Below are 23,154 nucleotides of genomic sequence, written 5' to 3'. Positions count from 1 at the left end.
ACGGTGAAGGCGGGCTATTTTCCTTATCAGGCACCCACGATCAGGCGCACGGCACCGTAGATGCCGGCGTCGTTGCCAAGGCTGGCGGCCTTGATGGGAGTCTCCTTACAGGACTGGAAGGCGTACTCCTTGTAGTGGCGCACCAGCGGGTTGAACAGAATCTCCCCGGCGCGGGCCACGCCGCCGCCGATCATGAACATTTCGGGGTCGGTGGTGGCGGCAATGTTGGCCAGTGCCATGCCCAGCGTAGAAGCCATCTCGTCCACCTCGCGGGCGGCCAGTGCGTCCCCGGCGCGGGCGGCGTCGAACACGTCCTTGGCTTCAAAGTCCTTGCCGCGCAGGGTGCAGGCGGTGTCCGGGTTTGCGTCCAGCAGCTTCTTCATGCAACGCACAACGCCGGTGGCGCTGGAATACTGCTCCAGACAGCCGCGCTTGCCGCAGCCGCAGACGGCGGTCTCGTGGGGGTTGACGGTGATGTGGCCGATCTCGCCGCCGGCACCGTGAGCGCCATCGATGACCTTGCCGTTCACGATGACGCCGCCGCCCACGCCGGTGCCCAGCGTGACCATGACGGCGCTGCGGCAGCCCTGTGCCGCGCCCATCCAGATCTCGCCCAGCGCAGCCACGTTGGCGTCGTTACCCACCAGCACCCGGATGCCGCCCAGCAGCTCGCTGAGCTCAATGGACACGTTGCGGTTGCCCCAGCCGCCAAGGTTTGCACACACGATGGGCACGATGCTGGAATCCAGCACCGGGCCGGGCACGCCCAGACCGACACCCTCGACCTCGTCTGCGGACAGACCCTTTTCCTGCATCTTCTGCTGCACGGCAGCAGCCAGATTTTCCAGAATGTGAGCACCATTATTGGAAGTATCGGTGCTTACCTCCCACTTTTCCAGCAGCTTGCCGCTGGTGGTGAACAGGCCGACCTTGGCAGTAGTGCCGCCCAGATCGATGCCAAATGCGTATTCCTTCATGTCATTTACCCCTTTGATGCGGATGCGCCGCATTTTTTATCAGTATTTTATAGTATACCATATTTTTCCGCAAAAGAGCAGTGCTGCGGCGGCATTTCGTGCAATCGGACTGAAATCCATGTAAAATTTTGGGCAGTTCCACAAGTAGATTCAGCGCACGGTGTTGGTCAGCGTGCCGATTCCCTCGATCTCGCACTGCACGGTGTCGCCCGGGTGCAAAAACTGCGGCGGGTCCATGCCCATGCCCACCCCGGCAGGGGTGCCGGTGGCAATGATGGTACCGGCTTTCAGGGTCATGCCCTGCGAAAGCTCGTGGATGACATGGTCGATATCAAAAATTTGCAGCTTGGTGTTGGAATCCTGCCGCAGTTCGCCGTTCACCCGGCTGCGGATGGGCAGCGCGGGCGGGTAGGCGTCAAATTCGTCGGCGGTGACGATGCAGGGCCCCATGGGGGTAAAGCCGTCCAGACTTTTGCCGAAGTACCACTGCTTGTGGGCGGTCTGTACGTCCCGGGCAGAGACATCGTTCAGGATGGTGTAGCCGAACACATAGTCTTTGGTCTGCCCGGCGGGCACATCCTTGGCGTCCTTGCCCAGCACCACCGCCAGCTCACACTCGTAGTCCAGCTTCTGCACAAGGTCGGTGTGTGCCTCGATGAAGCCGCCGTCCGGTACCGCGCGGCTGACCCGCTTGGAGAAGTAGATGGCGTCCTGATGCTGGGTGGCAAAGGCGTCTGCAGAATACTTTTCGGCTTCGTCCGAGTGTGCCATGTAGTTGATGCCCAGACAGACTACGTCCTGTGCAGGGCTGGGGATGGGGCTTTGCAGGGTGACGGCTTCCACCGGCAGCGCGGGGATGCCGCTGATGGCCAGCTGCAAACCGAACCGCACCTGCGGGGTGAGAAAGGGGATGGCGTCGGACAGGGTCTCGTAGGAGAGCCCCAGCCAGCTCAGCGGCCAGACCTGTGTGCCGTCCTGCGAGAGGATGGCGGGGTCCTCCACACCGTCCGGCAGGCGGCAGGTGACAAAACGCATACAGTGCCCCTCCTCTCAGTGCCGGTAGGCGATGGCGCTGCGGATGCGGTCGGCTTCCGCTTCTCCGGCCAGCTGGCGCACCAGCTCCAGCGCAAAGGGGATAGCGCCGCCCAGACCGTAGCTGGTGGTGATGTTGCCATCCACGACCACCTCGGTGTCCAGCACATGGGCACCCGCCAGCTTGTCCTGAAATGCAGCGTGAGCGGTGGCGTTTTTGCCCTCCAGCAGACCCAGTGCTGCCAGCACGCTGGGCGCAGCACAGATGGCGGCTACCTTTTTGCCTGCCTTTGCAAAGGCAACGCAGGTGTCGGTCACCGTCTTGTTGGCGGCAAGGTTCGGCGTACCGGGAATGCCGCCGGGCAGCACCACCAGATCCACGTCGGAATAATCGACTTCCTCCGCCAGTGCATCGGCGGTGATATGCACCTTATGGCTGCTCAGGATCTCCCGGCTGCCGGAAGCGCTGGCAACCAGCACCTCCACCTTGGCGCGGCGGAGCAGATCTACCACCAGCAGAGCTTCGCACTCCTCGGTGCCCTCCGCAAAAAATACAACAGCTTTTGCCATAAGAATAACCTCCCATATCAAATATCAAAAAGAAAAGCCGCGTGCCGCAGCTTTGGGCAACAGCCCTTTTGGCGGTACGCGGCCTTTGGATCAGTCAGCGGCCTTTTTTTCAGCTTCCAGCAGCGCACGCAGCACACTGTCGTCCGCGCTCAGCACCCGGCTGACCCGGCTGATGATGGCGCTGGACGCACCGGTCCTGTCCATGATCTCGGTGTAGATGCACTTGTCGGCCAACAGTTCGGCAATGTTGTAGCGCTGCTCCATTGCGCTGAGCTCCGAATAGCTGCACACGTCCTGTAGAAAACGATAGCATTCCTCCGGGGTCTTGAGCTGCAGAAAAGCCCGGTACAGTCCGGAGTTGCCGGTGGGATGATCTTTCGCCATGATAGTCTCCTTTTTTGCACAGAATGCCCGCAGACAGCGGCTTTATTACACTACATCAGTGTAGTACAAACGCGGATAAATTTCAATGGCTATTTTGTGATTTTTCGGAAATCAGCTCAGGGTATGCTCATACACCAGCTCGTTGCGGGGTACGGTGCCGGTCTCCTGCTCGGCGGGGCGCAGCTCGCGGTAGCGCAGCGCCTTGAAGAACTGCTGCACCGGCAGCGCCTTGGCGTGGATGGTGCACCACACCCGGCCTTTGCCCTCGCCCTTGGCCAGCCGCTCGCAGGTCTGCACGATGTCCCTGCCGATGGCTTTGCCGCGGTATTCCGGCTTGAGGTACAGGTGCATCAGGTGCAGGGCGGTGTTCTCCATCTTCCACGCAAAGTAGCCGATGAGCTTGCCCCCCAGAAACACCAGAAAATAGTTCACATCGTTGTCGATGTCCTCTTCAATGGCGTCGGCGCTCTGCAGCTCCTCCACAAGAGTGTCCAGCTGCTTTGCGGGGTAGTAGCGCTTGTAGACCTCGTGCCACAGCTCGCTGGCAAGGTCGGCAGTATTGTGGATGTATTTGGCCTTTGCGACCAGCTTGTAATCAGGCTTCATAAAACTCCTTATACTCTTACGATGTAATCCGGTTTGCGGGGCGCGGCGGGCTTGGGTTCGGCGGCGGGGTAGCCCAGAATGCAGTGGCCTACGCCGATCCAGTCCCCCTCGATGCCCCACTTTTTCAGCAGTGCCTTGCCCTCGGCGGAGTCGAACTCCTCCCGGGCACGATTGATCCAGCAGCTGCCCAGCCCCAGCGATGCGGCAGCCAGCATCAGGTTGCCCATGACAAGGCTGCCGTCCTGCACGGCGCAGTTTGCGTGGGCATCGGCCAGCACCACCAGAATGGTGGGTGCGCCGTACATGGGGTCGCTGTCGGCACCCATGACGGCGGCGTTCATCCGGGTCAGTTGGGCGCGGGTAGCGGCATCCTGCACGACCACGATCTTAGCGCTCTGGCGTCCCATAGCGCTGGCAGCGTAGGTGCCGGCCTCCAGCACGGCGTCAAGCTCTGCATCCGTGATCTGCTGGGGCTTGTAGGCGCGGCAGCTGCGGCGGCTGTGAATGGTTTGTAAAGTCTCGTTGGTCATGAAAGATCCCCTCCTTAATAGTGGATGGCTTTATTGTACCACAACCTGCGCCGGAGTGCAAAGTGCCCGCCGGTAAAAAACATTGCTGGCTTCCGAAAACGTTTGCGCTGCAAAAACACGACAGAATGCACAAAAAATAAAAGAAAGATTATGGAAAAGCATTCTTGTTGCCAGCGGGCAAATCGGGTATAATAGGGCTACCATAGCGGAAAGGAGTTGTGCTCTATGGCAAAGGCATCGCAGGTCGTCATTATGGAAGGGGAATACTACATCATCAAGTCCCCCAACGGGAAGGTACTGGAAGTAAAGGATTTCAACACGGAGAACGGCGCCGGCATCCAGCTGTGGAGCTATGCGGGGCATCCGTGGCAGCAGTGGCAGTTTGTGGACGCGGGCGAGGGACGCTGGCGCATCCAGAACCGCTTTACCGGCAAGATGATCGATCTGGCACTTGGCGGCGTGGTGGAGGGCACATGGCTGCACCAGTGGAGCCGCACCAGCGGGCTGAGCCAGTGCTGGGCACTGGAACCTACCCGCAGCGGACGCACCCGCATCCGCAATGTGCTGTCGGATAAGTACATCGACCTTGTGGGCATGAACACTGCCAACGGCGCGCAGGCGCAGATCTGGAACTATGTGGCGGGCGGCAATCAGGAGTGGACGCTGGAGCGCATCGACCCCGACGCTGCCCAGGCCGGCAAGCGTGCCGGGGAAGCCAAAGACCCCCAGCCCACCCCCAGCCAGCGCAAGCACCAGAACGATTTGGTGCGCAAGCTGAACAGCGCAGGCAAGGGACGCACCGGACGCAAGGCATAACGAACAAAAGCGCATCCGCTGCTTTGTGGGCATCCGCAGCGGAGACACTTCCCAAAGGGCTGCTGCACAGCGTTTCATGCAGCAGCCCTTTCTTATGAAAAGAGATACGGTCAGCGGTCTCGCCCTCTCAGTCATCGCTACGCGATGCCAGCTCCCCCAAAGTGGGAGCCCTTGGCAGTCCACACAAACTTCATCTCTTTGCCAAGGCCTCTCCCTTTGAGGAAAGACTTCCCCCGCACCGGGGGAAGATGTCGCGCAGCGACAAAAGGGGGAGTGTGGATGCGAACGCAGTGAGCAGACGGAGAGGGCGAACATACTGGCGAAAAAACATCGGACAAAAAAGGAGAACTCCACATGAACTTAGGCGCATTTATGGACCCGGAATTTCCCATCTTCAGCACCACCCTTTGCTATCTGGAGCGGGAGGACGCTTACCTGATGCTGCACCGCATCAAAAAGCAGGATGACTACAACCACGACAAATGGGTGGGCGTGGGCGGCAAATTTGAACGGTTTGAAAGCCCGGAGGACTGCCTTGTGCGGGAGGTGCGGGAGGAGACCGGCCTTACCCTGACGCGCTACCGCGCCCGGGGACTGCTGACCTTTGTGTGGGGCAACATGACCGAGTTCATCCATCTGTACACCGCCGACCGGTGGGAGGGCGAGATGATCCGGGGTGATGCCTGCGCCGAGGGCGAACTGCAGTGGGTGCAGAAGTCTGAGGTGCAAACGCTGCCCATCTGGGAGGGAGATAAGCTCTTTTTCCGTCTGCTGGAGGAAGAGCATCCCTACTTTTCCCTCAAGCTGGTGTATGACGGCGACACCCTGAAGCAGGCCGTGCTGGACGGCAACCGCATCGTCTGAGCAAGCTGCAAAAAAGAACAAAAAGCATCGGCAGACTCCGCTGGTTTTCTGAGGTTCAGAAGCGGAAGCTGCCGATGCTTTTATTTATGTTCTTTGTTTGTGCGCGGTCATCCACGCACGGCGTCCTTCATGCGTTTGACGTAGGCACCGATTTGCTCCGGTGCGGCAGTGCCGTACTGCTCCAGCAGCTTGATGATGGCCGAGCCGACGATGGCACCATCGGCGATGCCTGCCATCTTTGCGGCCTGCTCCGGGGTGGAGATGCCAAAACCGATGGCGCAGGGCGTCTTGGTGTTCTCCCGCACCACCTTTACAATGGCGGCAAGGTCGGTTTTGATCTCACTGCGGGTGCCGGTGACGCCAAGGCTGGACACGATATACAAAAAGCCCGGCGCTTCTGCCGGAGGAGTGTAAAAGAAAAACGCCCCTGACAGAAGAAACCTTCTTCTGTCAAGGACGAATAAAGCTTGGCCTTTGATCCGCGGTGCCACCCTGACTTCATGGGAACGACCCCATGCACTTGGCGGGATGCCAACACATCCCCGGCAACTGACGTATGCCCTACGTTGCAGAATACTGTGCGGCAAAAGCACCGCAGTTCCCTGCACCCTCAGCGGTCCATTTCAGGAAAAAGCGACGCAAGGCCGCCTTTTCCTTGACGAACTGTTTCCGGTCTGCTTCTCAGCTGCGCAGGCTCTCTGTACAGGCATGGTTCGCCGTTATCTCTGCTTCAACGGTTTAGTGTATTGAATTTGCCTATATTAAAGCACGGATTTGGGATTTGCCAATACCAAATTTTGCTTTGGGAAAATTTTACCTATGGCTGAGCCAATACCAGCCCGGATGCTCCTCGCTGCTTGTGATCTGATCCGGGTGCTCAAACAATATTGCATACTGCGCAATTTTTTCATCCGGGATGTCAGGGGCTTCCGCAAAGAACTTTCCGTTTTCAGCGGCGGGGTTCTTTGCGCGGGCGGTATTATACAAGATGATATGGTTCGTATCAGATTCGCCCAGATCTCCGATCTCATGGGTCACGATGCCGTCAATGACGGTCAGTTTGCCGTCAAGGAAGCTTTCTTCACCAGCCATCCGTGAAACGAAACAATCATCGATCCAATAAACCGTTCCATCGCCAACATAGCGTGTCATTTGGACGTGTGCTGCCCCGAACGAACCGAAATACTTTGCAGTTGGATTTTCCTGATAGATTCGCTGGAGATTTGCATACAGGGCATCCTCCCGATAAGCCATAGCCTTGCCGCCATGTTGAAGCTCTGCCTGATAATCGTTCAGTTCATTGCACGTCAGCTCCTGTTGCCAGCCCAGAAGAGCACGCTCCAGATGGATCATCTTATCGCCCAGCACTAATTCGAGCTGTTCCGGCCGAGTCTGCATCTGCTCGATCAGCTGTGGCAGCAGACTGTTTTGAAAACGCTGCTGCAACCGGCATTTCTGGATGCCGATCAAAAGCATCTGTGTCTCTCTGTCTGCTGCTGAAAAATCACAATCTTTCAGAAGATACTTGCAGAAGGTGCAGAGCATCTCAATCGAATCCGTGATATCTGCGCCAACGATGGAGATCTTATCATTGTCCGGTCTGTTTCGGTTGAATTCCGACATCCACCGGAATAATTCGTAGTCCTCTTGGGATATCGTAAACTGATCGAACGCATCGGAAAAGGTCATCCGGTTCTGTATCGTTTCGTTTTCGATAAAGCCGCTTGCATAGCCATGCTCCATCAAAAGGACACGCACACCTTTTTTCTCCACAAGATACTTGAATAGCACATTGCGGAACTTTTGGTATTCTACTTTTCGATGAATCTCGCCAAAGATATAGACCTGCGCGTCATCGTATCGGAGCATTCTGGAAAGCCCGGAACCGGTGGAGAGATCGATGATCTGAGAGCTTCTTGGATAAAGTTCAAACACAAGAGCGAAAAGAAGGACAAGAGCAGCTGCGAAAGTGAGGAACCTCTTGCGCAAACTGCTGTTATATTGCGGTGCTTTCATGACGACACTCCTTGGTATTTTATAATGCGGGAAGGCGGTTTTGTTTTACGCTCATACCACGAAAAAATCCACATTATGGTAACGAAAAACGGTTTTTCTGTCATGAAAAGGCACGGCTCTGTCCTATAGAGTGCACTATTTGCGATTTCAACCTAATCGTATTATAATCGCTGTGAGAGCGGATGAGATATTTTGAATAACCAAAAGCCGATTCGTTTATCTTGGGGGAAATTTCAGATGAATGTATTGATCTGTGATGATGAGTGGCGTGTTACAGAGCAGGTTTCAGAGCTGCTCCAAAAGCATTGCGCAGAAAATGGAATGCAGGTGCGGTTTCACCTGTTTGATGATCCCTGTGCGATCAAAGACCTTGCGGGGTACGATATCGCGATTCTGGATATCGATATGGGAGACTTCAGCGGCATCGATCTGGCGTGGAGACTTCGGAAAGAAAAACCGGGGATCGTGATCATTTTTCTGACCAACTTCATCCAGTATGCGCCGGAAGGGTTTGAAGTACAGGCGTTTCGGTATCTTTTGAAAACCAATATGCAGGAAAGACTGGTACCCTATTTTGAGGATGCAGTCAAAGAAGTGGTCCGAAAAAAACAAATCATTACGATCTCCGTCAATTCGGAATTGATCGATATTCCGGTAAATCATATTCTCTATCTGGAGTCAAATCTGAGGATCGTTATCATGCACCTGATCCACGACGAACGGACCGAATATCGGTTTTATGGAAATATGACAGATTTATCGGAAAAGTTGGAAGACCTTGGGTTTCTGCGTATCCAAAAGTCCTTTCTGGTAAATATGGAGTACATCGAACAGATGCAGTATGAAAAGGTGCACTTACGCGGAGGGATCGTTTTGCCCTCAAGCGCTAAAAGCCACAAGGAATTAAAACAGCATTACTTGAAGTGGAGAGGGAAAAATCGATGGGCGATCTCTTGAGCTTTCTTTATACGGTGGTCGATACACTGTCTTTGATCTTCTTTTTGGATGCATTTGCCCAAAGACGATGGGATAATTGGAAGTTTACGTTGGGCATCGGGTGCCTTGTTGCTCTGAATTTCTGGATCCTGCAAGTTCCGCTTGTTTTCTTTGGCCGAGATCCGGCTATAAAGATCGGCATGATCCTTTTGTCGTACACATTGAGCGCAAGAGCATTGTATAGAGAGATCTCCAGCGGAATGCTGCTGCTCTTAGTCTGTATAGAATATCTCATAACCTATTGTTTGTCTTTTGGGCTTGGCATGGCAGGTGCTTTTATCTGCGGAATGGACGGAGCGTCCTTTCAAACAAGTTTTCCGCTTATGATAAGCTATGGAGTTATCAACTATTCGGCAGAGCTTTTTCTGGCATACACATTTCGAAAGCTTATGCGGAGAAGAAGGAGCTTGAGAACCCCCAACAAGCTGACGGGCGTAAAATCAGGTCTTTATTTTTTGTTTCCGGGAACATCTTTTGTGATGCTGGTGCTTTTGCTGTACATGACGACTGGTAAAAGCGCAAGCGAAATGGTGATTGCTGCGGTATGCGGTTTGATTTTTGCCGCAAATGTGGCAGTGCTGTATCTTTTGGAACGAATGGAAAAGACCGTTGAAAATCAGGAAAGAGTTTTGGCGCTGGAACAGCAGCTCCAGTTTCAGGCTAAAAATATGGAAGCCGCAAGTCAGCTCTATACGGCTCAGCGCCATAAGGTACATGACTTTCAGGCATATCTCAATACACTTCAAGATCTTTTGCAAAATCAGGAATATGATGCGGCAGAGCAATATTTGAATTCTGTATCCAAGGAACAGACAGACCGATCGTTCCTCGTCAACTCTCACCATGCGATCTTGGATGCACTGTTCAATACGAAAGCAACGGAAGCGATCCAGAAGGGGATCGACATTGATTTCGAGCTGAACGATTTATCGGCTCTGCCTTTTGATGTATCGGATATGGTCGTCCTGTTTTCCAATCTGCTGGATAACGCCATTGAAGCCTGCGAAAAAATCGAGAGCGATCGGGTGATTCGGGTTTCTGCAGTGTTAAAACAAAGCTTTTTGTTTTCTGTTCGGAATACGACCCTTCCGGTCGAAATAAAAAATGATACGATCCAGACGACAAAACCGAATGCAAGTCTTCATGGATTCGGGCTTTCCAATATAAAACTTATTCTGAACAAGTATCACGCAGACTTTGTTATGGACTATGAGGATGGATGGTTTCAGTTTACCGGAGAGATCGAAGCGCAGGTGAGGAAGTAGTGTATTTGATATGGGAAACGTTCTGACCAACTTGCACTGCTTGCAGCGAATGCGAACGCCTTTTGAATTGCAAAATGATTTTTCAGTTGCTATACTGGGCTTACCAAAATTTTTTTCGGGAGGACGCCGCAGTGACTGTACAGACAATGCAAATCGGGAGCAGACCTTGCCGCATTTACGGCGAAGCCCATGCAGAATACCTACTGCTCCAAATGACCGGTGAACACGAGCAGCAAAGCATGGAAAGCGAGATTACCGCTATTGCACAGAGTGCGCACCACTTTCTGTTTGCGGCCATTCCGGTGGAAAGCTGGAACGATGCACTTTCCCCGTGGGAAGCCCCTGCTGTTTGGGGAAAGCAGGGTTTCGGTGGCAATGCTGCGGACACCCTGCGCTTTCTGACAGAACAGGTCATTCCGTCACTGAAACAACAGTTCAATCTCCCGGAAAACGTCAAAATCATTCTGGGCGGCTACTCGCTGGCGGGATTGTTTGCGCTGTGGGCATCCACCCAGACCGATTTGTTCTACGGTGTCGCCGCTGCATCCTCCTCGGTGTGGTTTCCGGGCTGGATGGAGTTTGAACAACAGCACCCGATACAGGCACAGCGCGTTTATCTGAGCCTTGGCGACAAGGAGGAACGCACGAAAAACACCGTCATGGCTGCGGTGGGCGATAATATCCGCACCCTGCACAGTCGGCTTACCGCGCGTGGCGCAGACTGCACCCTTGAATGGAACAGCGGCGGGCATTTCAAAGACGCTGACCTGCGCACAGCAAAGGCATTTAGGTGGGCGATGGAGGAAAGCCGATGAATATTTTGATCGATGCAGACGGCTGTCCGGTGGTCGACCTGACATTGCAGATTGCAAAACAGTTTGGCGTTCCGATCATCATCCTGTGCGACACAGCTCACCAAATCGAGCGGGAAGGTGCGCAGACGCTGGTGTTCGATAAAGGAGCAGACAGCGTGGACTTTGCGCTTGTCAACCGGGTAAAACCGGGGGATGTGGTCGTGACACAGGACTACGGGCTGGCGAGTATGTGTCTTGCCAAGTGCGCCCGGGTGCTGAACCAGAATGGTCTGGAATACACCGCCGACAACATAGACGCTCTTATGCTGCGGCGGTATGAAAACAAAAAGCTCCTCCGTGCCGGAAAGCACCCCAAGGGGAGCCCAAAGCGGACGAAGGAGCAGGATGTCAGGTTTGCAGATACGCTTGAGAAGATTCTGAGCAAAAAATATTGATACATTCTTTTTAATGGCTGGAGAACATAAAAAGGCACCAGCCTGAGCTGACGCCTTTTGTTGGCGGAGATGGTGGATATTCTCCCGCGGGCTAAGCAACAGCAACGGGTTGCGTTTGCTGATTTTTCCGCAGCCCCTTGGCAGGGCTTTGAAAAATCAGAACGCTGCCCCAACAACTCCTCCCTGTTTCTGCCACAGGCAGCGGTCGTCGTCGTTGCACAGGGCTGATTGCTTGCGGTCTGCGGACCGCCGCCCTGTTCTCATCCTCACCATCTTTGCCGCAAAAAAAGCACCAGCCTGAGCTGATGCTTTTTGTTGGCGGAGATGGTGGATATTCTCCCGCGGGCTAAGCAACAGCAACGGGTTGCGTTTGCTGATTTTTCCGCAGCCCCTTGGCAGGGCTTTGAAAAATCAGAACGCTGCCCCAACAACTCCTCCCTGTTTCTGCCACAGGCAGCGGTCGTCGTCGTTGCACAGGGCTGATTGCTTGCGGTCTGCGGACCGCCGCCCTGTTCTCATCCTCACCATCTTTGCCGCAAAAAAAGCACCAGCCTGAGCTGATGCTTTTTGTTGGCGGAGATGGTGGGATTCGAACCCACGTGCCCGGTTAAGGACAAAACGATTTCGAGTCTTTGAAATTGTTGGATGAAGCTGGTTCCTCGCGGCTGTCATTGGCAGCTGAGGGCCTTTTTGCAACCTCCAAAAAGGCACGTCACACCGCAATTTGCAGGCAAAAATCAGCCGCTTTTTGCGAAATGACGTTAGAAAAAGCTTTTTTTACACGGGCCGTCAACGGCTGCATTTCAGGTGTAGTTTTGTTAAATGTCCGTTATTACAATTCGCATTTTGATTCGTTGGCAACAACTGCGAATTGTATATCGCAAATAAGCTGTTTGGATTGAAAGCTGCCGTTAAACTTGCGATTGAAATATGCAGTGCTGCCGTTGCTGTGCCAGCTCACAGCAGGCTTCCCTGTCTGAACGCAGCGTTTCCCGAAAGCCGGGAGATGCTGCGTTTTCTCTTGCCCGCATTGGGCTGAAAGGGAAGCCGCCATGTCAACATTCCGCGTCAATAAAAATGTCAACTACACCGTCATGAGCAACCACCACCTGCAGGATAAGAGACTGTCCCTGAAGGCCAAGGGACTGCTGTCCTATATGCTCTCCCTGCCGGACGATTGGGATTATAGCCTGAAAGGGCTGACAACCGGGTGCAGGGATGGCATCGACAGTGTGAGAAGTGCGGTTCACGAACTGGAAGATGGCGGGTATCTGTGTCGGAGCAAAGTCCGTGATGCCCGTGGCCGCATTATTGACTACAACTATGAAGTCTTTGAACTGCCGCAGAAAGAACGGATTGAAAAACGCCCTGCTCCAGTGCCAAATTCACCATCATCGGAAAATCCAATGTCGGGTTTTCCAACGTTGGAGAATCCAACACAACAAAATACTAATAAACAAAATACTAAAAGACAAAGTACTAATCTATCAGGGCAGACAGACGAATCCGCAGATTTTGACCAGATGGAAGCACAGGTACGGGAGAAGTTTCGGGAACGGCTGGAGATTGACACCCTTGCCCAGCGGTACGACCCCGACAAGCTGGAGGAACTGCTGGACAACATTGTGGAGATGTACTGCTGTCCTCGGCAGACCCAGTATGTCGGCAAACAGCCGCAGACCACCAAGGCCATTCGGCTGCGGCTGGACAAGCTGACCAGCCAACACATTGAGTACATCTTCGATGTGATGTCCAACACCACCCAGCCCATCAAGAACATCATGGCCTATCTGCGCACCACCATCCTGAACGCCCCCACCACGATGGAGCACTACTATCAGGCGCAGGGCAACTGGCTGACCGCACAGAATCGGAAGAAGTAAGCGCCGTTTTCCACAAAGAACGCAACACCTGTTGAAAATGCAAAGGAGAATTTCCATGAAGAACACGAACGCCGTCCGCACCGAGATCCATTACGCCCCGGTCGGGGAGTATCAGCTGCCCCTGCTCACCCTGCCGCAGACCGATGATTCCGAACCGCTGGGCAAATATGGCCGGATGCGGCTGGCCTACCTCAAAACCCAGCGCCCCATGCTGTACAACCAGATGCTGCTGAACGGTACGCTCTGGCCGCATTTGCAGGATGTCCAGAAAACGGCCTGCGCGTGGCTGGAACGCACGATGACCACTCTGTTAGACAAGTACCCCGCGCCGGACAAAGAGCGCGCACAGCTTCTCTGGGTGGCGCACATGAATGGGCTGAAAGCGCAGGAGGAGGCGGTGGTGAGGGAGATCGTGTATGCAGAATGAAACCACGATTCATCTTGTCTATCCATCCAAACATGATATAATGGAACAAAGGAGCGTGATACCATGAGCCCAATCGAAGTCCCTGCAAAAATCCAGTTGGTCGAAAAACGTGAAACACGCACAAGCCGTGGAATGCTCTCAAAGGGCTGGTATCGCGTGGATGACCAGCTTGTTATGGTCAAAGGCAACTCTATCACAGAGGCTGGAACGGCTGGATATGAGCCATATTCTGAGGTGATGGCATCGCTGATTGCGCAGGTTCTGGGTCTGTCTCATGTGGAATACGCCCTGATGCCTGCCAAACTCTTTCCCGACATTCAGACCTATTCCTGCGATGTGGTCAGCGTCTGCCCCAAGTTCACAACGGACGATGAACAGCTGTATCATTTTGCAGACTTGGCTGATGCCCATTTCCTTGCCAGCGGTCGAGCCGCTTCACCGGAAGCATTGTTCCAGTATGCGATAGAACTATATGGTAAGAAGTGGCTTTATCAAATGCTGGCATTTGACGCCTTTATCGGCAACGAAGACCGCCACGAAAACAATTTTGATGTGATCGTCCGGGATGGAAAAAATTATGCTCCGCCTATTTACGACAATGGCGGTAGTCTGCTTGCGTGGGCAACGGATGAAGAATTGACCGACACGAAGCTCCGTTATCAGTTCGACAAAGCCAAACCGTTCCGCAGCCACCACGCCCAGCAGATCAAGCTGATCGACGAGCCTGTGCTGCCTGTGGGTGATCTGGATACGCTGTATACAGAAATCATTCAGGCTATTTCGCCTATTCTTGCATTGTTGAGCGAAAAAAGAGCATCTGCGATCCGTCAGTACCTGAAATACCGTCTGCACTATCTGAAAGCTGCCATGGGGTGATAAAATGGCCTATCTGAAATTGATGATGGATGAAAAAGAAATTGCACACCTAAGCGAAGATGGGCAGTCTCTTTGCGCAAATAAGGGCGTGCCGCAGTACAGCCTTCCACTGAACCTTTTCATCGGTGACAAACGTGAAGTTCCATTGGTCGATGTGGTGGTTTGGGCAAAGAAGCGTATTTTTCCGAAAAATCGGATGGACTGCAAGGAAATCCTGAAAATGATGGGCCTGCCTGATTACAATGCTTGGGAAATCGTCAAACGCACCAACGCCTGCCTAATGGAAGACCCCTATTGGCTGCGATTCAGCGAGGATGAAACCTTTGAGGATACCACGCGAGGACGAGCCAGAAGGATCATGAATGAAAATTAGAAAACCAGTTGATGTTAAAAAGCCAAATCTTACCGTACATCCTGTACTGCTTGAGATTTGGTTTTTTTCTTAAGCAATGCAGACGTATATACATCTGCGCACTTGTTGGGGGATTTCAAATCCTGTAATCATCACAATGCGTGATGTCGGCGTCTTCCTACGGAGCACTGAAAAAGCGTTGCGTTTTTTCGCTTTTAGCAGTATAGTTTTATCAGAAGACACTCTCGATGTTTTAAAATACAATTGAGGTAAAAAATGGAAAAAACCACATCTGTATCGCAACGGTTTATTACTGCCTTGCTCTGTGTTAGTTTGCTGATAGGACTGTTACCATTTTCTGCACTGCGCGGATACGCCAGTAAAGAGCAGCGCCCAACCATCGGTGAAATGGGTGGCTATTTACAAGGTGCTTTGCAGACCATTGAAAAGACCTATGCGGAAAGGAAGTTCACAGCCGCACAGGGACACGGTTTTGCAGCAGAGCAAGCAAACAACCTTTCAGATGTTCTTCGGGGCGAAAAGGCGGTTGTTATCGGAGATAACAACGCCAAAAATGGCGCAGACCGTAAGATCCTCAACCGTGACGGAACAACAACTTATATTCAGGACAAGTACTATTCCACTGCCAGCGGCTCTGTGAATGCCGCCTTTGACAGTGTTACTGGAGATTACCGGTATCTCACGTCCGACGGAACGGCGATGTGGTTGGAGGTTCCCTACGACCAGTACGATGACGCGCTCCGCCTGATGCAAAAGAAAATCAGCGACGGCAAGGTTCCGGGTGTGACTGACCCGTCCGAAGCAGTGAATTTTGTACGGAAGGGGAAATACACCTACAAGCAAGCGCAGAACCTTGTTAAAGCCGGAAACATCGACTCTTTGAAGTACGATGCCACAAATGGAGTGATCACAGCAGCAGGAGCTTTTGGCATTAGCTTTGCACTGGACTTTGTTTCCTGCAAAATGAACGGAGAAAACTTTAAGGATGCCACAAAAAATGCGGCGCTGAATGGTCTCAAAGCTGGTGGCTTTGTTTTTGCCACCTATGTGATCTCTAGCCAGCTTGCCAAAAGCGGTCTGAAATCTGCACTTCAGCCTACCACAGAAGCTATTGCAAAATCTCTGGGCAAAGGGGTCTCTACTGCGATTCTCAATGCGTTCGGCGAGAACACCTCCGCGCTTACCGCAAGTCAGATCACAACGCATGTTGCAAATATTCTTCAAAATCAGATCATTACATCCGGCGTTATCGTTGTTGCGCTGTCCGTTGGCGATATTATGGACTTGTTCCATGGCCGAATCTCCAAGGAACAGCTTTTGAAAAATCTGGTCGTCACCATTGCATCTGTGGCGGGCACAACAGCCGGCGGCATCGCCGGTGGTGTGGTCGGCTCTGCGCTTTTGCCCGGTGTCGGAACCACTGTAGGCACTTTTGTGGGAGGCATGGCCGGAGGTGCGGCATCCGGCTATGTGAGCAATGCACTTCTCAGCAAGATCTATGCTGGCGATGCCCAGCAGATGTACGATATTATTTCTGAGCAATTCCGGGTCCTGAGCACGGATTATCTCATCAATGAAGCCGAAGGAACTGCAATTACACAACAACTTCAGCGTGCCCTGACCGGAGACACCCTAAAAGAAATGTATTCCAGTGAAGACCGCACGGCCTTTGCTTCGAATCTAATGGAACCGCTTTTTGAGGAAACGGTTCGGGCACGCGCCAAGATTACACTTCCGACAGAAGATGAGGTACGCACCGAAATGAAAACATCCCTGCAGGAAATCGTATACATACACTGAGGAAAAGAGGAATTCACATGGAGGAAAAACGCTATCTGCTCAACCTTCTTGCACAGTTTCCAAACGTGAAGGAAAGCAAAATTCAGTATTCAAAAATTCCCGTTGATGCGCTTTCGTTTGTGAAATTATGCCGTCTGCTCTCAGAAAACGGACGTGTTCTTGAAACAGACGAAACCGCACACTCGGTCATTGCTGCGCTCTCGGCATCGCCCACCAGCATGAATGAGGGCGTTGCCGCTGTGCTTCTGCTGGATAAAACCCTGTATCTGGCAACCTACGCAAAAGAAGGCCTATTCAAGCAGCATACCGCCGAAAGAATCATTCAAAGAATAACGGAGCTTGTAAACTAATGCAGAATATGGAATCTACTAAGAAAAAGCTGCCAATGGTATGGATCGCAGCAGGCATTATGGTTGTACTCCTGTTTTGCGTAGGATTGACCTTTGCACTTGCGGTTTTGCCCTTGCAGAAAGCGACCAATGCCTATAACATGGCTGTCTCAGAATACAATGTGCATGCCGATGCTTACAATGCACTGATTGGAACCACTTCTGTTGCAAATCTTGATGGCTTTCCATCTTCTGCTGACAAGCTAAGCACGGTAGATGCAAATTTGTCCGCAGTTGTCCACTCGTTTTTTAACGGAAACTCCGCCAAAAAGACACAAACAGACATTCAGACTATTCGGGAACTTTCTGGCTATCTGGAAGAGAACGGCCGCATCCTGAAGCAGATCACCGCTCCTTCTGGAGAATGGGTCATGAACCGGCTCAGAAACGTGGACGATGTTCTTGAGATTCAGGCAGTTACGCCCGACAACGATCCAAACGGATTGCTGAACAAGGAAAACGGCGGCTATACCGCCTGCATTTATTTCACAGCTACTGGTATCAATGTGGAGGGAACCTCTCCGGTTTCCAAGGGTTCGGATGGCGGTGGTGCCATTGAGGTATATGGGACACTGGGGGATGCAGAAGCCCGGTGTCAGTATCTGCACGGCTTCGATAATACCATTCTGTATACTGGTTCTTATGCCATCGTTGGAACGATGGTCATTCGTGTTTCCTACATCTACACGGAGGCTGAGCAATATGAAATGACAGACAGAATTGTAAAAGAATTTACCCGGTTAGAAACAACATGATGCAGAGTGGAATTCTAACACTCACCACAATGTCTAAATCGTCAAAGCGGATAATACTTCCGCAGTATATTTTTGAAGGCTGGAGAAATCCAGTCTTCTTTTTTCATAAGCGTAAATTGCAGCTTCTTGTAAAATTCAAATTCCACGATTTACGCCAATCTGGTAGTGATAAACGTCGTTCCCATAAAGCAGGTTCTGAAGTGGTTGGGACACAGCACATTTTCTACCACTGCTGGCATCTACGCACACTTCGATTACAAAAACAAGGAAGGATCATCGTTGAGGCGCTTCTACGGCGCACCGGAAAAGCGTTTTACAAAAACGTGCAGCCTGCATCGGCACGATGCAGTTCAAGGGTTTGGGATTTCCCAGCAAGCATTTTGAATTTGGATTTTGAAAAATCCAATTCAAAAATCGCAAGTTGGTACCAACTTGCACTGCTTGCCGCGAATGCGAACGCCTTTTGAATTGCAAAATGATGTTTCAGTTGCTATACTGGGCTTACCAAAATTTTTTCGGGAGGACGCCGCAGTGACCGCACAGACAATGCAAATCGGGAACAGACCTTGCCGTATTTACGGCAGGGCTAATGCAGAATACCTGCTGCTCCAAATGACAGGCGAACACGAGTTGCAGAGCATAGACCATGAAGTGGCTGCTATTGCACAAAGCGGCCGGAACTTTCTGTTTGCGGCCGTACCCGTGGAAAGCTGGAATGATGCACTTTCTCCGTGGAAGTCTCCTGCCGTGTGGGGGAAACAAGGTTTCAGCGGCAAGGCTGCGGACACCCTGCGCTTTCTGACAGAACAGGTCATTCCAGTGCTGAAACAACAGTTTGAACTCCCGGAAAACACCAAAATCATTCTGGGTGGCTACTCGCTGGCCGGACTGTTTGCACTGTGGGCATCCACCCAGACCGATTCGTTCTACGGTGTCGCCGCTGCTTCGCCCTCGGTGTGGTTTCCGGGCTGGATAGAGTTTGAACAACAGCACCCGATACAGACGCAGCACATTTATCTGAGCCTTGGCGACAAGGAGGAACGCACGAAAAACGCCGTCATGGCTGTGGTAGGTGATAACATCCGCACCTTGCACAGCCGACTTGCAGAGCGTGGCACAGACTGCACGCTTGAATGGAACAGCGGCGGGCACTTTAAGGACGCTGATTTGCGTACCGCGAAAGTCTTTCGGTAGACGATGGAGGAAAGCCGATGAATATTTTGATCGATGCAGACGGCTGCCCGGTCGTCGATCTGACGTTGCAGATTGCAAAGCGGTTCGGCATCTCGGTCATCATCCTGTGCGACACCTCTCACCAGATTGAACGTGAAGGTGCGCAGACGCTGGTGTTCGATAAAGGAGCTGACAGCGTGGACTTTGCGCTGGTCAACCGGGTAAAGCCGGGTGATATTGTCGTAACGCAGGACTACGGGCTGGCGAGTATGTGCCTTGCTAAATGCGCACGAGTGCTGAATCAGAATGGTCTGAAATACACAGTCGACAACATTGACGCGCTCATGCTGCGGCGATACGAAAACAAAAAACTCCTTCGTGCCGGGAAGCATCCCAAAGGGAGCGCAAAGCGAACGAAGGAGCAAGATGTCAAGTTTGCAGATGGGCTTGAGAAGATTTTGAGCAGTAACCGTTGATACATATGTTTTGAAGGCTGGAGAAATCCAGCTTTCTTTATGGTGGTATAGTGGAAACTGTCTGGGTAAATATGTACAGCATCTTTACCCAGACAGTACCTTTACGTTTGAAATTACTAGACTCCCAGTTCCTGCTTGATATATTCAAGACTTCTTGGCGTTGCGCGCTGCTCTGAAAAGCCTGCTATGACCGCTTGCATCGTTTCTGAACTCCAATATAATTTCAAAATCTTCTTTGCACGGGTGATTGCTGTATAAAAAATCCCGTGCGTTATTTTTTCTGCATTGCTGCTAGGAATAATTATCTTTACAGCATCATATTCCAAACCTTGCGCCTTGTGGATAGAAATGGCATAGGCAAGCTGAAACGGTACCACCGTCTTTTTGCGCAGTTCTTCGTTGTCCTCCGTTTTGCTATCCTCGTAGGCATAAACAGAAAAACGTATCCGTGTGCCTGTTGGAGTGCTTTGAACAAACTCAATTTCTTCATTCCGGCAGTCGTTTTCGGTCAGAAAGCGCTCTACGTCCATTGTAAAGAGAATCCGGTCAGCCTCTTTCTGGATTGCAGCGATGCGGCCTTTCAGGTTGTTGTACAGAGAGGGGAACCGTCGGGTCTCATTGAACAGCACCGGATCGCCAACCTTATAGCGCCATTCCTGCCAGATATAGGCAGGGTTGTTGGGATTGGCACTCTGGAAATAATTGTTCATATTATTCAGACCAAATTTTCCATCATAGTTCAAGCAGAGGACTACTTCGTCCTCCGCCAGCTGTGTGAAAACATTCTCGCCAAGGTCCTCCGAGAACGGGCCGTTAATCACAAGTTTTTCGGTAATGAATGTTCTCCGGTTCCGCACCTCGCTCCAGAGATCCTTGAGGGTTGCGTCTTTTGTGCGCCAAGTATCCAGAAGTTCAACCATTGCACCATCGGTCTGGATGATGTCCTTTGCATAAAAAAACCAGTTTCCAAACTCGATTGCTTCGATCTGATAAATATCTCCTGCCAGCACCAGAAACGTATCTGGCTTTATTTTTTGAAGAAACAGCTCCATTGTACGGTTATCGATGGTGCTGCATTCATCCACAAAAATGATGTCATAGTCCGGCTGCTCTCTCTGCCGCGCAAAGCGGTCAATGCTGCTGAACACCGCTCCTGCGCCCGGATTGTTGATCCTTCGTTTCAGGTTTTGCAGCGCTGTATGCGTTTTGGCCAGAAATAGTTTATTCTTTGTGCTCATCAGATCCGAAAGGTAATTCATCAGGGTGGTTTTTCCGGTTCCTGCCGCACCATAGATTAGCAACAGCCGCGACTGCACAAAGGCATTCTTCACTGCTTTTACCTTGAGTGGATCGGTAAAAGAGGCTTCATTCTCGCGCAGAAAGTATGCATTGAACGCTTCCTGACCATTGTTCTTGCACTGCGATACGGATAAAAGTCTTTTAAGAATACTGAGCGTTGATTTTTCATAGGCGTCGATATAATACAGTCCGTCCTTGTTTTTTCGAATCTCGTATCCCTGATTTTGCTCCCATTCATCTAGACTTTCATTATATTCCGCCACTCTCTGCGGAAAGGCCTCAGTTCCCGCCGGGAAATACAGCTCCCCGGTGCGTACAATCTGCTGTTTCAGGTACAGATAAGGCCACGCTTTGTGGCAGCGTTCCCTTCCGACGGCACGGGTCAGTACGCTGGTAAGGCCTAGTGCGTTTGTTTTACTGCCCACCAAATTAGATATAAATGGGCTCTTGTCAAACGGTGCGCACTTTTTGGAGAGCAGAAGTTCCGGACAGGCTGCCCAGGTATTGTTATGGTAAACAGGGTAGACTGCCTCCAATGTTTCCTCCCGCAGATGCAGCAGGAGATAGCGAATCACATTCCCGCCCGGCTTCGCGGTTTCCCGCCGATAGTCATCGTGTAGTCTGGTAATGATTTCCCGGAATATATGGGTATTAGTTTTTTCATAAACCTTGTCCAGCAGTTCAGAAAAATTAATCTCCTTCAGGTCAATCAGATCCAGCAGGCTAAGACCAGTTTTCGTCAGAAAATCCATTAGTTCGCGGTATTCACCATAGTTTGAACTCAGCTTTGCCGGCATTTTCAGAATCGCCGCTAGTCGGTTCAGGCAGCGCGGATCGATGGATACTTTCCATTGGGTGACTACCTTGATGGGCGATGTCACATCCCACAGGGTGAGAAAAGTATTGATGTACTTAATCTGTACGGAATAATACGTTGTGATGCGCTCTCTGGTATAAACTGTAACACGATTGTATTTGGTTGCATAGATACCGGTCAATTGCAGCGTCACCTCATAGTAACGCTTTCCTTCCACATAAAACGGTTCCTGCTTTTGCACATAGTACCGCACATTGCTCCACGAACTCTTGGCATCATCGCTCTGCTGAACCGTAGCGGCGGCCATGGCATAATATTCTTGATCTAACGTGTTGATTCGCAGCGGAAATTTTTCCAATTCCTTCAGAACGGAAAGGTCGTAATCTCTTTGCAAAAACTCCCGAATGCTCCACAGAAAATCATAGTATTTGAGCATTAGCCGTTCTGACTGGCCTTCTTCTGGGATATGCAGATTCACCAATTGCATTCCCTGATAAAAATCGCTCAGATATTTTGTGTTCCGGTCCAGAAGTGCTTGTTCCCACGCCAGACGGATGCTTGTTGCGCCCGCTGTCTGTTTCAGGCTGTTCAGCAGCAATGCCGCCGCGCTCAAATCATTCATGCGTGTAAGAAGCCGCATGGACAGTTTGTCCCGCGTCTGCTTCTGGGGGGAAAAATTTATGAGATACTCTTCAATCTGTTCATCGCAGTCTTTTATCAGTCGGATGACATTCTCGACGGTATAATCATCCGTCCGCAGCGTGTTGATATATGCATGATGATCCGCAATGTGGTCCAAAGCTCGGCAAAACGCATTGACGCTTTCATCGGTGTCCAGAATTTCACTCTCAGGGGAAAATGTTATCGTACAGCTGTTCTTTGAAAAATCGATGGAATTAAGGAACTGAACGGACATATAGCGCCAGAACACCCGTCTTTTTCCTCGTTCCTTCGGATTTAATACCACAAAAAGAAGGCCGGGGTCACGTGTTACCTCGTTGCAGATAAATGCGGGAAAGGCCAGATCCGGAAGCAGATATTTTATAGCGCCGTCCTTTGGGGTATAGTTTTTTGTTCCTTTTATCTGCACATAGAAGCATTGCTTCGGGCGGCGATCCAGATCGGGGTCCGGCACAAATTCAAGCGTACCGTCATGGTTCGGCCACTTATCGTTGGATGAAAAGTCTGTATTGATTTTTCCTTCCGCGTACAAAAAACTGTTGAGCGTATTAACCGCCGCTACATCTTCTTCTGAACGCTCCGTATGGGTTTTGATGTGCTGTTGAACCAGTTCCCTTTTCTGCTCTAGCATTTTTACCTCCCTGTACAGCGATGGTTGAAAGCAACCGTGTCTGTACACTCTGACTCACTTGATGCTACTGATAGCGAAAAATTTGCCGAAAATATTTTGTGGAAGATTTTAACAAATAAGTAGCAAAGCGTCTCCACCTAATTCTATTTCCTCATACCCTATTATACAGAAAAAGGGTTACCAGTGGTAGTCTTACACAGTGAAAAATTGGCAGCGGGACGAAAAACGCATTAAAAATGTTTTGATGAGGCAGTGCTTAATACACTTCT

24 protein-coding genes and 1 pseudogene are annotated in these 23,154 nt (G+C 51.5%); 16 read left to right on the top strand and 9 right to left on the bottom strand.

The window, feature by feature from the left end; genetic code table 11:
* Positions 1–26: 26 nt before the first annotated feature.
* The 6 genes from WMO20_RS11805 to WMO20_RS11780 form a co-directional block, all read right to left on the bottom strand.
* Positions 27–977, bottom strand: coding sequence for an ROK family glucokinase (locus WMO20_RS11805; RefSeq protein WP_242983260.1), 951 nt, complete (start codon positions 975–977; stop codon positions 27–29).
* 150 nt (positions 978–1,127) lie between these two features.
* Positions 1,128–2,012, bottom strand: a complete 885-nt coding sequence (locus tag WMO20_RS11800) for a fumarylacetoacetate hydrolase family protein (RefSeq protein WP_349186972.1) — start codon at positions 2,010–2,012, stop codon at positions 1,128–1,130.
* A gap of 15 nt (positions 2,013–2,027) precedes the next feature.
* Entirely contained in the window at positions 2,028–2,579 is a 552-nt protein-coding gene (locus WMO20_RS11795; RefSeq protein WP_005925413.1) for a DJ-1 family glyoxalase III, read from the bottom strand.
* A gap of 90 nt (positions 2,580–2,669) precedes the next feature.
* Positions 2,670–2,963, bottom strand: a complete 294-nt coding sequence (locus WMO20_RS11790) for a YerC/YecD family TrpR-related protein (RefSeq protein ID WP_349186971.1) — start codon at positions 2,961–2,963, stop codon at positions 2,670–2,672.
* Positions 2,964–3,074: 111 nt separating this feature from the next.
* Positions 3,075–3,569, bottom strand: coding sequence for a GNAT family N-acetyltransferase (locus tag WMO20_RS11785; protein WP_118658602.1), 495 nt, complete (start codon positions 3,567–3,569; stop codon positions 3,075–3,077).
* 8 nt (positions 3,570–3,577) lie between these two features.
* A complete protein-coding gene (locus WMO20_RS11780) occupies positions 3,578–4,099 on the bottom strand; it encodes a nitroreductase family protein (protein ID WP_112091559.1) in 522 nt (173 codons plus the stop codon).
* Positions 4,100–4,324: 225 nt separating this feature from the next.
* On the opposite strand from WMO20_RS11780, the gene WMO20_RS11775 reads away from it, so the two are divergent.
* Both WMO20_RS11775 and WMO20_RS11770 read left to right on the top strand, forming a co-directional pair.
* The gene (locus WMO20_RS11775) at positions 4,325–4,915 is read left to right on the top strand and encodes an RICIN domain-containing protein (protein WP_308563777.1); all 591 of its coding nucleotides are present in this window, start codon (positions 4,325–4,327) and stop codon (positions 4,913–4,915) included.
* 354 nt (positions 4,916–5,269) lie between these two features.
* Positions 5,270–5,779 carry an NUDIX hydrolase gene (locus WMO20_RS11770; protein ID WP_349186969.1) on the top strand — a complete coding sequence of 170 codons (510 nt, stop codon included), beginning with the start codon at positions 5,270–5,272 and terminating at the stop codon, positions 5,777–5,779.
* A gap of 107 nt (positions 5,780–5,886) precedes the next feature.
* Here WMO20_RS11770 and WMO20_RS11765 read toward each other — a convergent pair.
* A pseudogene (locus tag WMO20_RS11765) lies at positions 5,887–6,177 on the bottom strand (tryptophan synthase subunit alpha); the annotation flags it as partial.
* A 415-nt stretch (positions 6,178–6,592) separates the two neighbouring features.
* Positions 6,593–7,795: an erythromycin esterase family protein gene (locus WMO20_RS11760; protein WP_349186968.1), complete on the bottom strand. Its 1,203-nt coding sequence runs from the start codon at positions 7,793–7,795 to the stop codon at positions 6,593–6,595.
* 237 nt (positions 7,796–8,032) lie between these two features.
* On the opposite strand from WMO20_RS11760, the gene WMO20_RS11755 reads away from it, so the two are divergent.
* The 14 genes from WMO20_RS11755 (at position 8,033) to WMO20_RS11690 (ending at position 19,457) form a co-directional block, all read left to right on the top strand.
* Entirely contained in the window at positions 8,033–8,752 is a 720-nt protein-coding gene (locus WMO20_RS11755; protein WP_349186966.1) for a LytR/AlgR family response regulator transcription factor, read from the top strand.
* Positions 8,737–10,056: a sensor histidine kinase gene (locus WMO20_RS11750; RefSeq protein WP_349186965.1), complete on the top strand. Its 1,320-nt coding sequence runs from the start codon at positions 8,737–8,739 to the stop codon at positions 10,054–10,056. The genes WMO20_RS11755 and WMO20_RS11750 overlap by 16 nt, the downstream gene beginning before the upstream one ends.
* 146 nt (positions 10,057–10,202) lie before the next feature.
* The gene (locus WMO20_RS11745; protein ID WP_349186978.1) at positions 10,203–10,871 is read left to right on the top strand and encodes an alpha/beta hydrolase; all 669 of its coding nucleotides are present in this window, start codon (positions 10,203–10,205) and stop codon (positions 10,869–10,871) included.
* Entirely contained in the window at positions 10,868–11,305 is a 438-nt protein-coding gene (locus tag WMO20_RS11740; protein WP_349186963.1) for a YaiI/YqxD family protein, read from the top strand. The genes WMO20_RS11745 and WMO20_RS11740 overlap by 4 nt, the downstream gene beginning before the upstream one ends.
* A 1,052-nt stretch (positions 11,306–12,357) precedes the next feature.
* The gene (locus tag WMO20_RS11735) at positions 12,358–13,188 is read left to right on the top strand and encodes a DUF6017 domain-containing protein (protein ID WP_349186962.1); all 831 of its coding nucleotides are present in this window, start codon (positions 12,358–12,360) and stop codon (positions 13,186–13,188) included.
* Positions 13,189–13,243: 55 nt separating this feature from the next.
* Positions 13,244–13,615: a TnpV protein gene (locus WMO20_RS11730; RefSeq protein ID WP_349186961.1), complete on the top strand. Its 372-nt coding sequence runs from the start codon at positions 13,244–13,246 to the stop codon at positions 13,613–13,615.
* 63 nt (positions 13,616–13,678) lie between these two features.
* Entirely contained in the window at positions 13,679–14,491 is an 813-nt protein-coding gene (locus WMO20_RS11725; RefSeq protein ID WP_349186960.1) for a HipA domain-containing protein, read from the top strand.
* 4 nt (positions 14,492–14,495) lie between these two features.
* Positions 14,496–14,864: a hypothetical protein gene (locus WMO20_RS11720; RefSeq protein ID WP_349186959.1), complete on the top strand. Its 369-nt coding sequence runs from the start codon at positions 14,496–14,498 to the stop codon at positions 14,862–14,864.
* Between the two features lie 255 nt (positions 14,865–15,119).
* Positions 15,120–16,664, top strand: a complete 1,545-nt coding sequence (locus WMO20_RS11715) for a YeeR family protein (RefSeq protein ID WP_349186958.1) — start codon at positions 15,120–15,122, stop codon at positions 16,662–16,664.
* A gap of 17 nt (positions 16,665–16,681) precedes the next feature.
* The gene (locus WMO20_RS11710) at positions 16,682–17,014 is read left to right on the top strand and encodes a protein-tyrosine phosphatase family protein (protein ID WP_349186956.1); all 333 of its coding nucleotides are present in this window, start codon (positions 16,682–16,684) and stop codon (positions 17,012–17,014) included.
* Positions 17,014–17,808 carry a hypothetical protein gene (locus WMO20_RS11705; RefSeq protein WP_349186954.1) on the top strand — a complete coding sequence of 265 codons (795 nt, stop codon included), beginning with the start codon at positions 17,014–17,016 and terminating at the stop codon, positions 17,806–17,808. The genes WMO20_RS11710 and WMO20_RS11705 overlap by 1 nt, the downstream gene beginning before the upstream one ends.
* Complete coding sequence (locus WMO20_RS11700; protein ID WP_349186953.1) at positions 17,805–18,275, top strand: hypothetical protein; 471 nt, start codon at positions 17,805–17,807, stop codon at positions 18,273–18,275. Before WMO20_RS11705 ends, WMO20_RS11700 begins: the two co-directional genes overlap by 4 nt.
* Before the next feature lie 79 nt (positions 18,276–18,354).
* A complete protein-coding gene (locus WMO20_RS11695) occupies positions 18,355–19,002 on the top strand; it encodes an alpha/beta hydrolase (protein ID WP_349186977.1) in 648 nt (215 codons plus the stop codon).
* Between the two features lie 17 nt (positions 19,003–19,019).
* A complete protein-coding gene (locus tag WMO20_RS11690; protein WP_349186952.1) occupies positions 19,020–19,457 on the top strand; it encodes a YaiI/YqxD family protein in 438 nt (145 codons plus the stop codon).
* Between the two features lie 116 nt (positions 19,458–19,573).
* Here the strand turns inward: WMO20_RS11690 and WMO20_RS11685 are convergent, their stop codons facing one another.
* Positions 19,574–22,885 carry an ATP-dependent DNA helicase gene (locus WMO20_RS11685; protein ID WP_349186951.1) on the bottom strand — a complete coding sequence of 1,104 codons (3,312 nt, stop codon included), beginning with the start codon at positions 22,883–22,885 and terminating at the stop codon, positions 19,574–19,576.
* Between the last annotated feature and the right edge of the window lie 269 nt (positions 22,886–23,154).

The organism is Faecalibacterium intestinale, assembly GCF_040096575.1.
Taxonomy (GTDB): Bacteria; Bacillota; Clostridia; order Oscillospirales; family Ruminococcaceae; genus Faecalibacterium; species Faecalibacterium intestinale.
The sequence above is the reverse complement of the archived record's forward strand: the minus strand, read 5'-3'. Positions and strand labels throughout refer to the sequence as shown.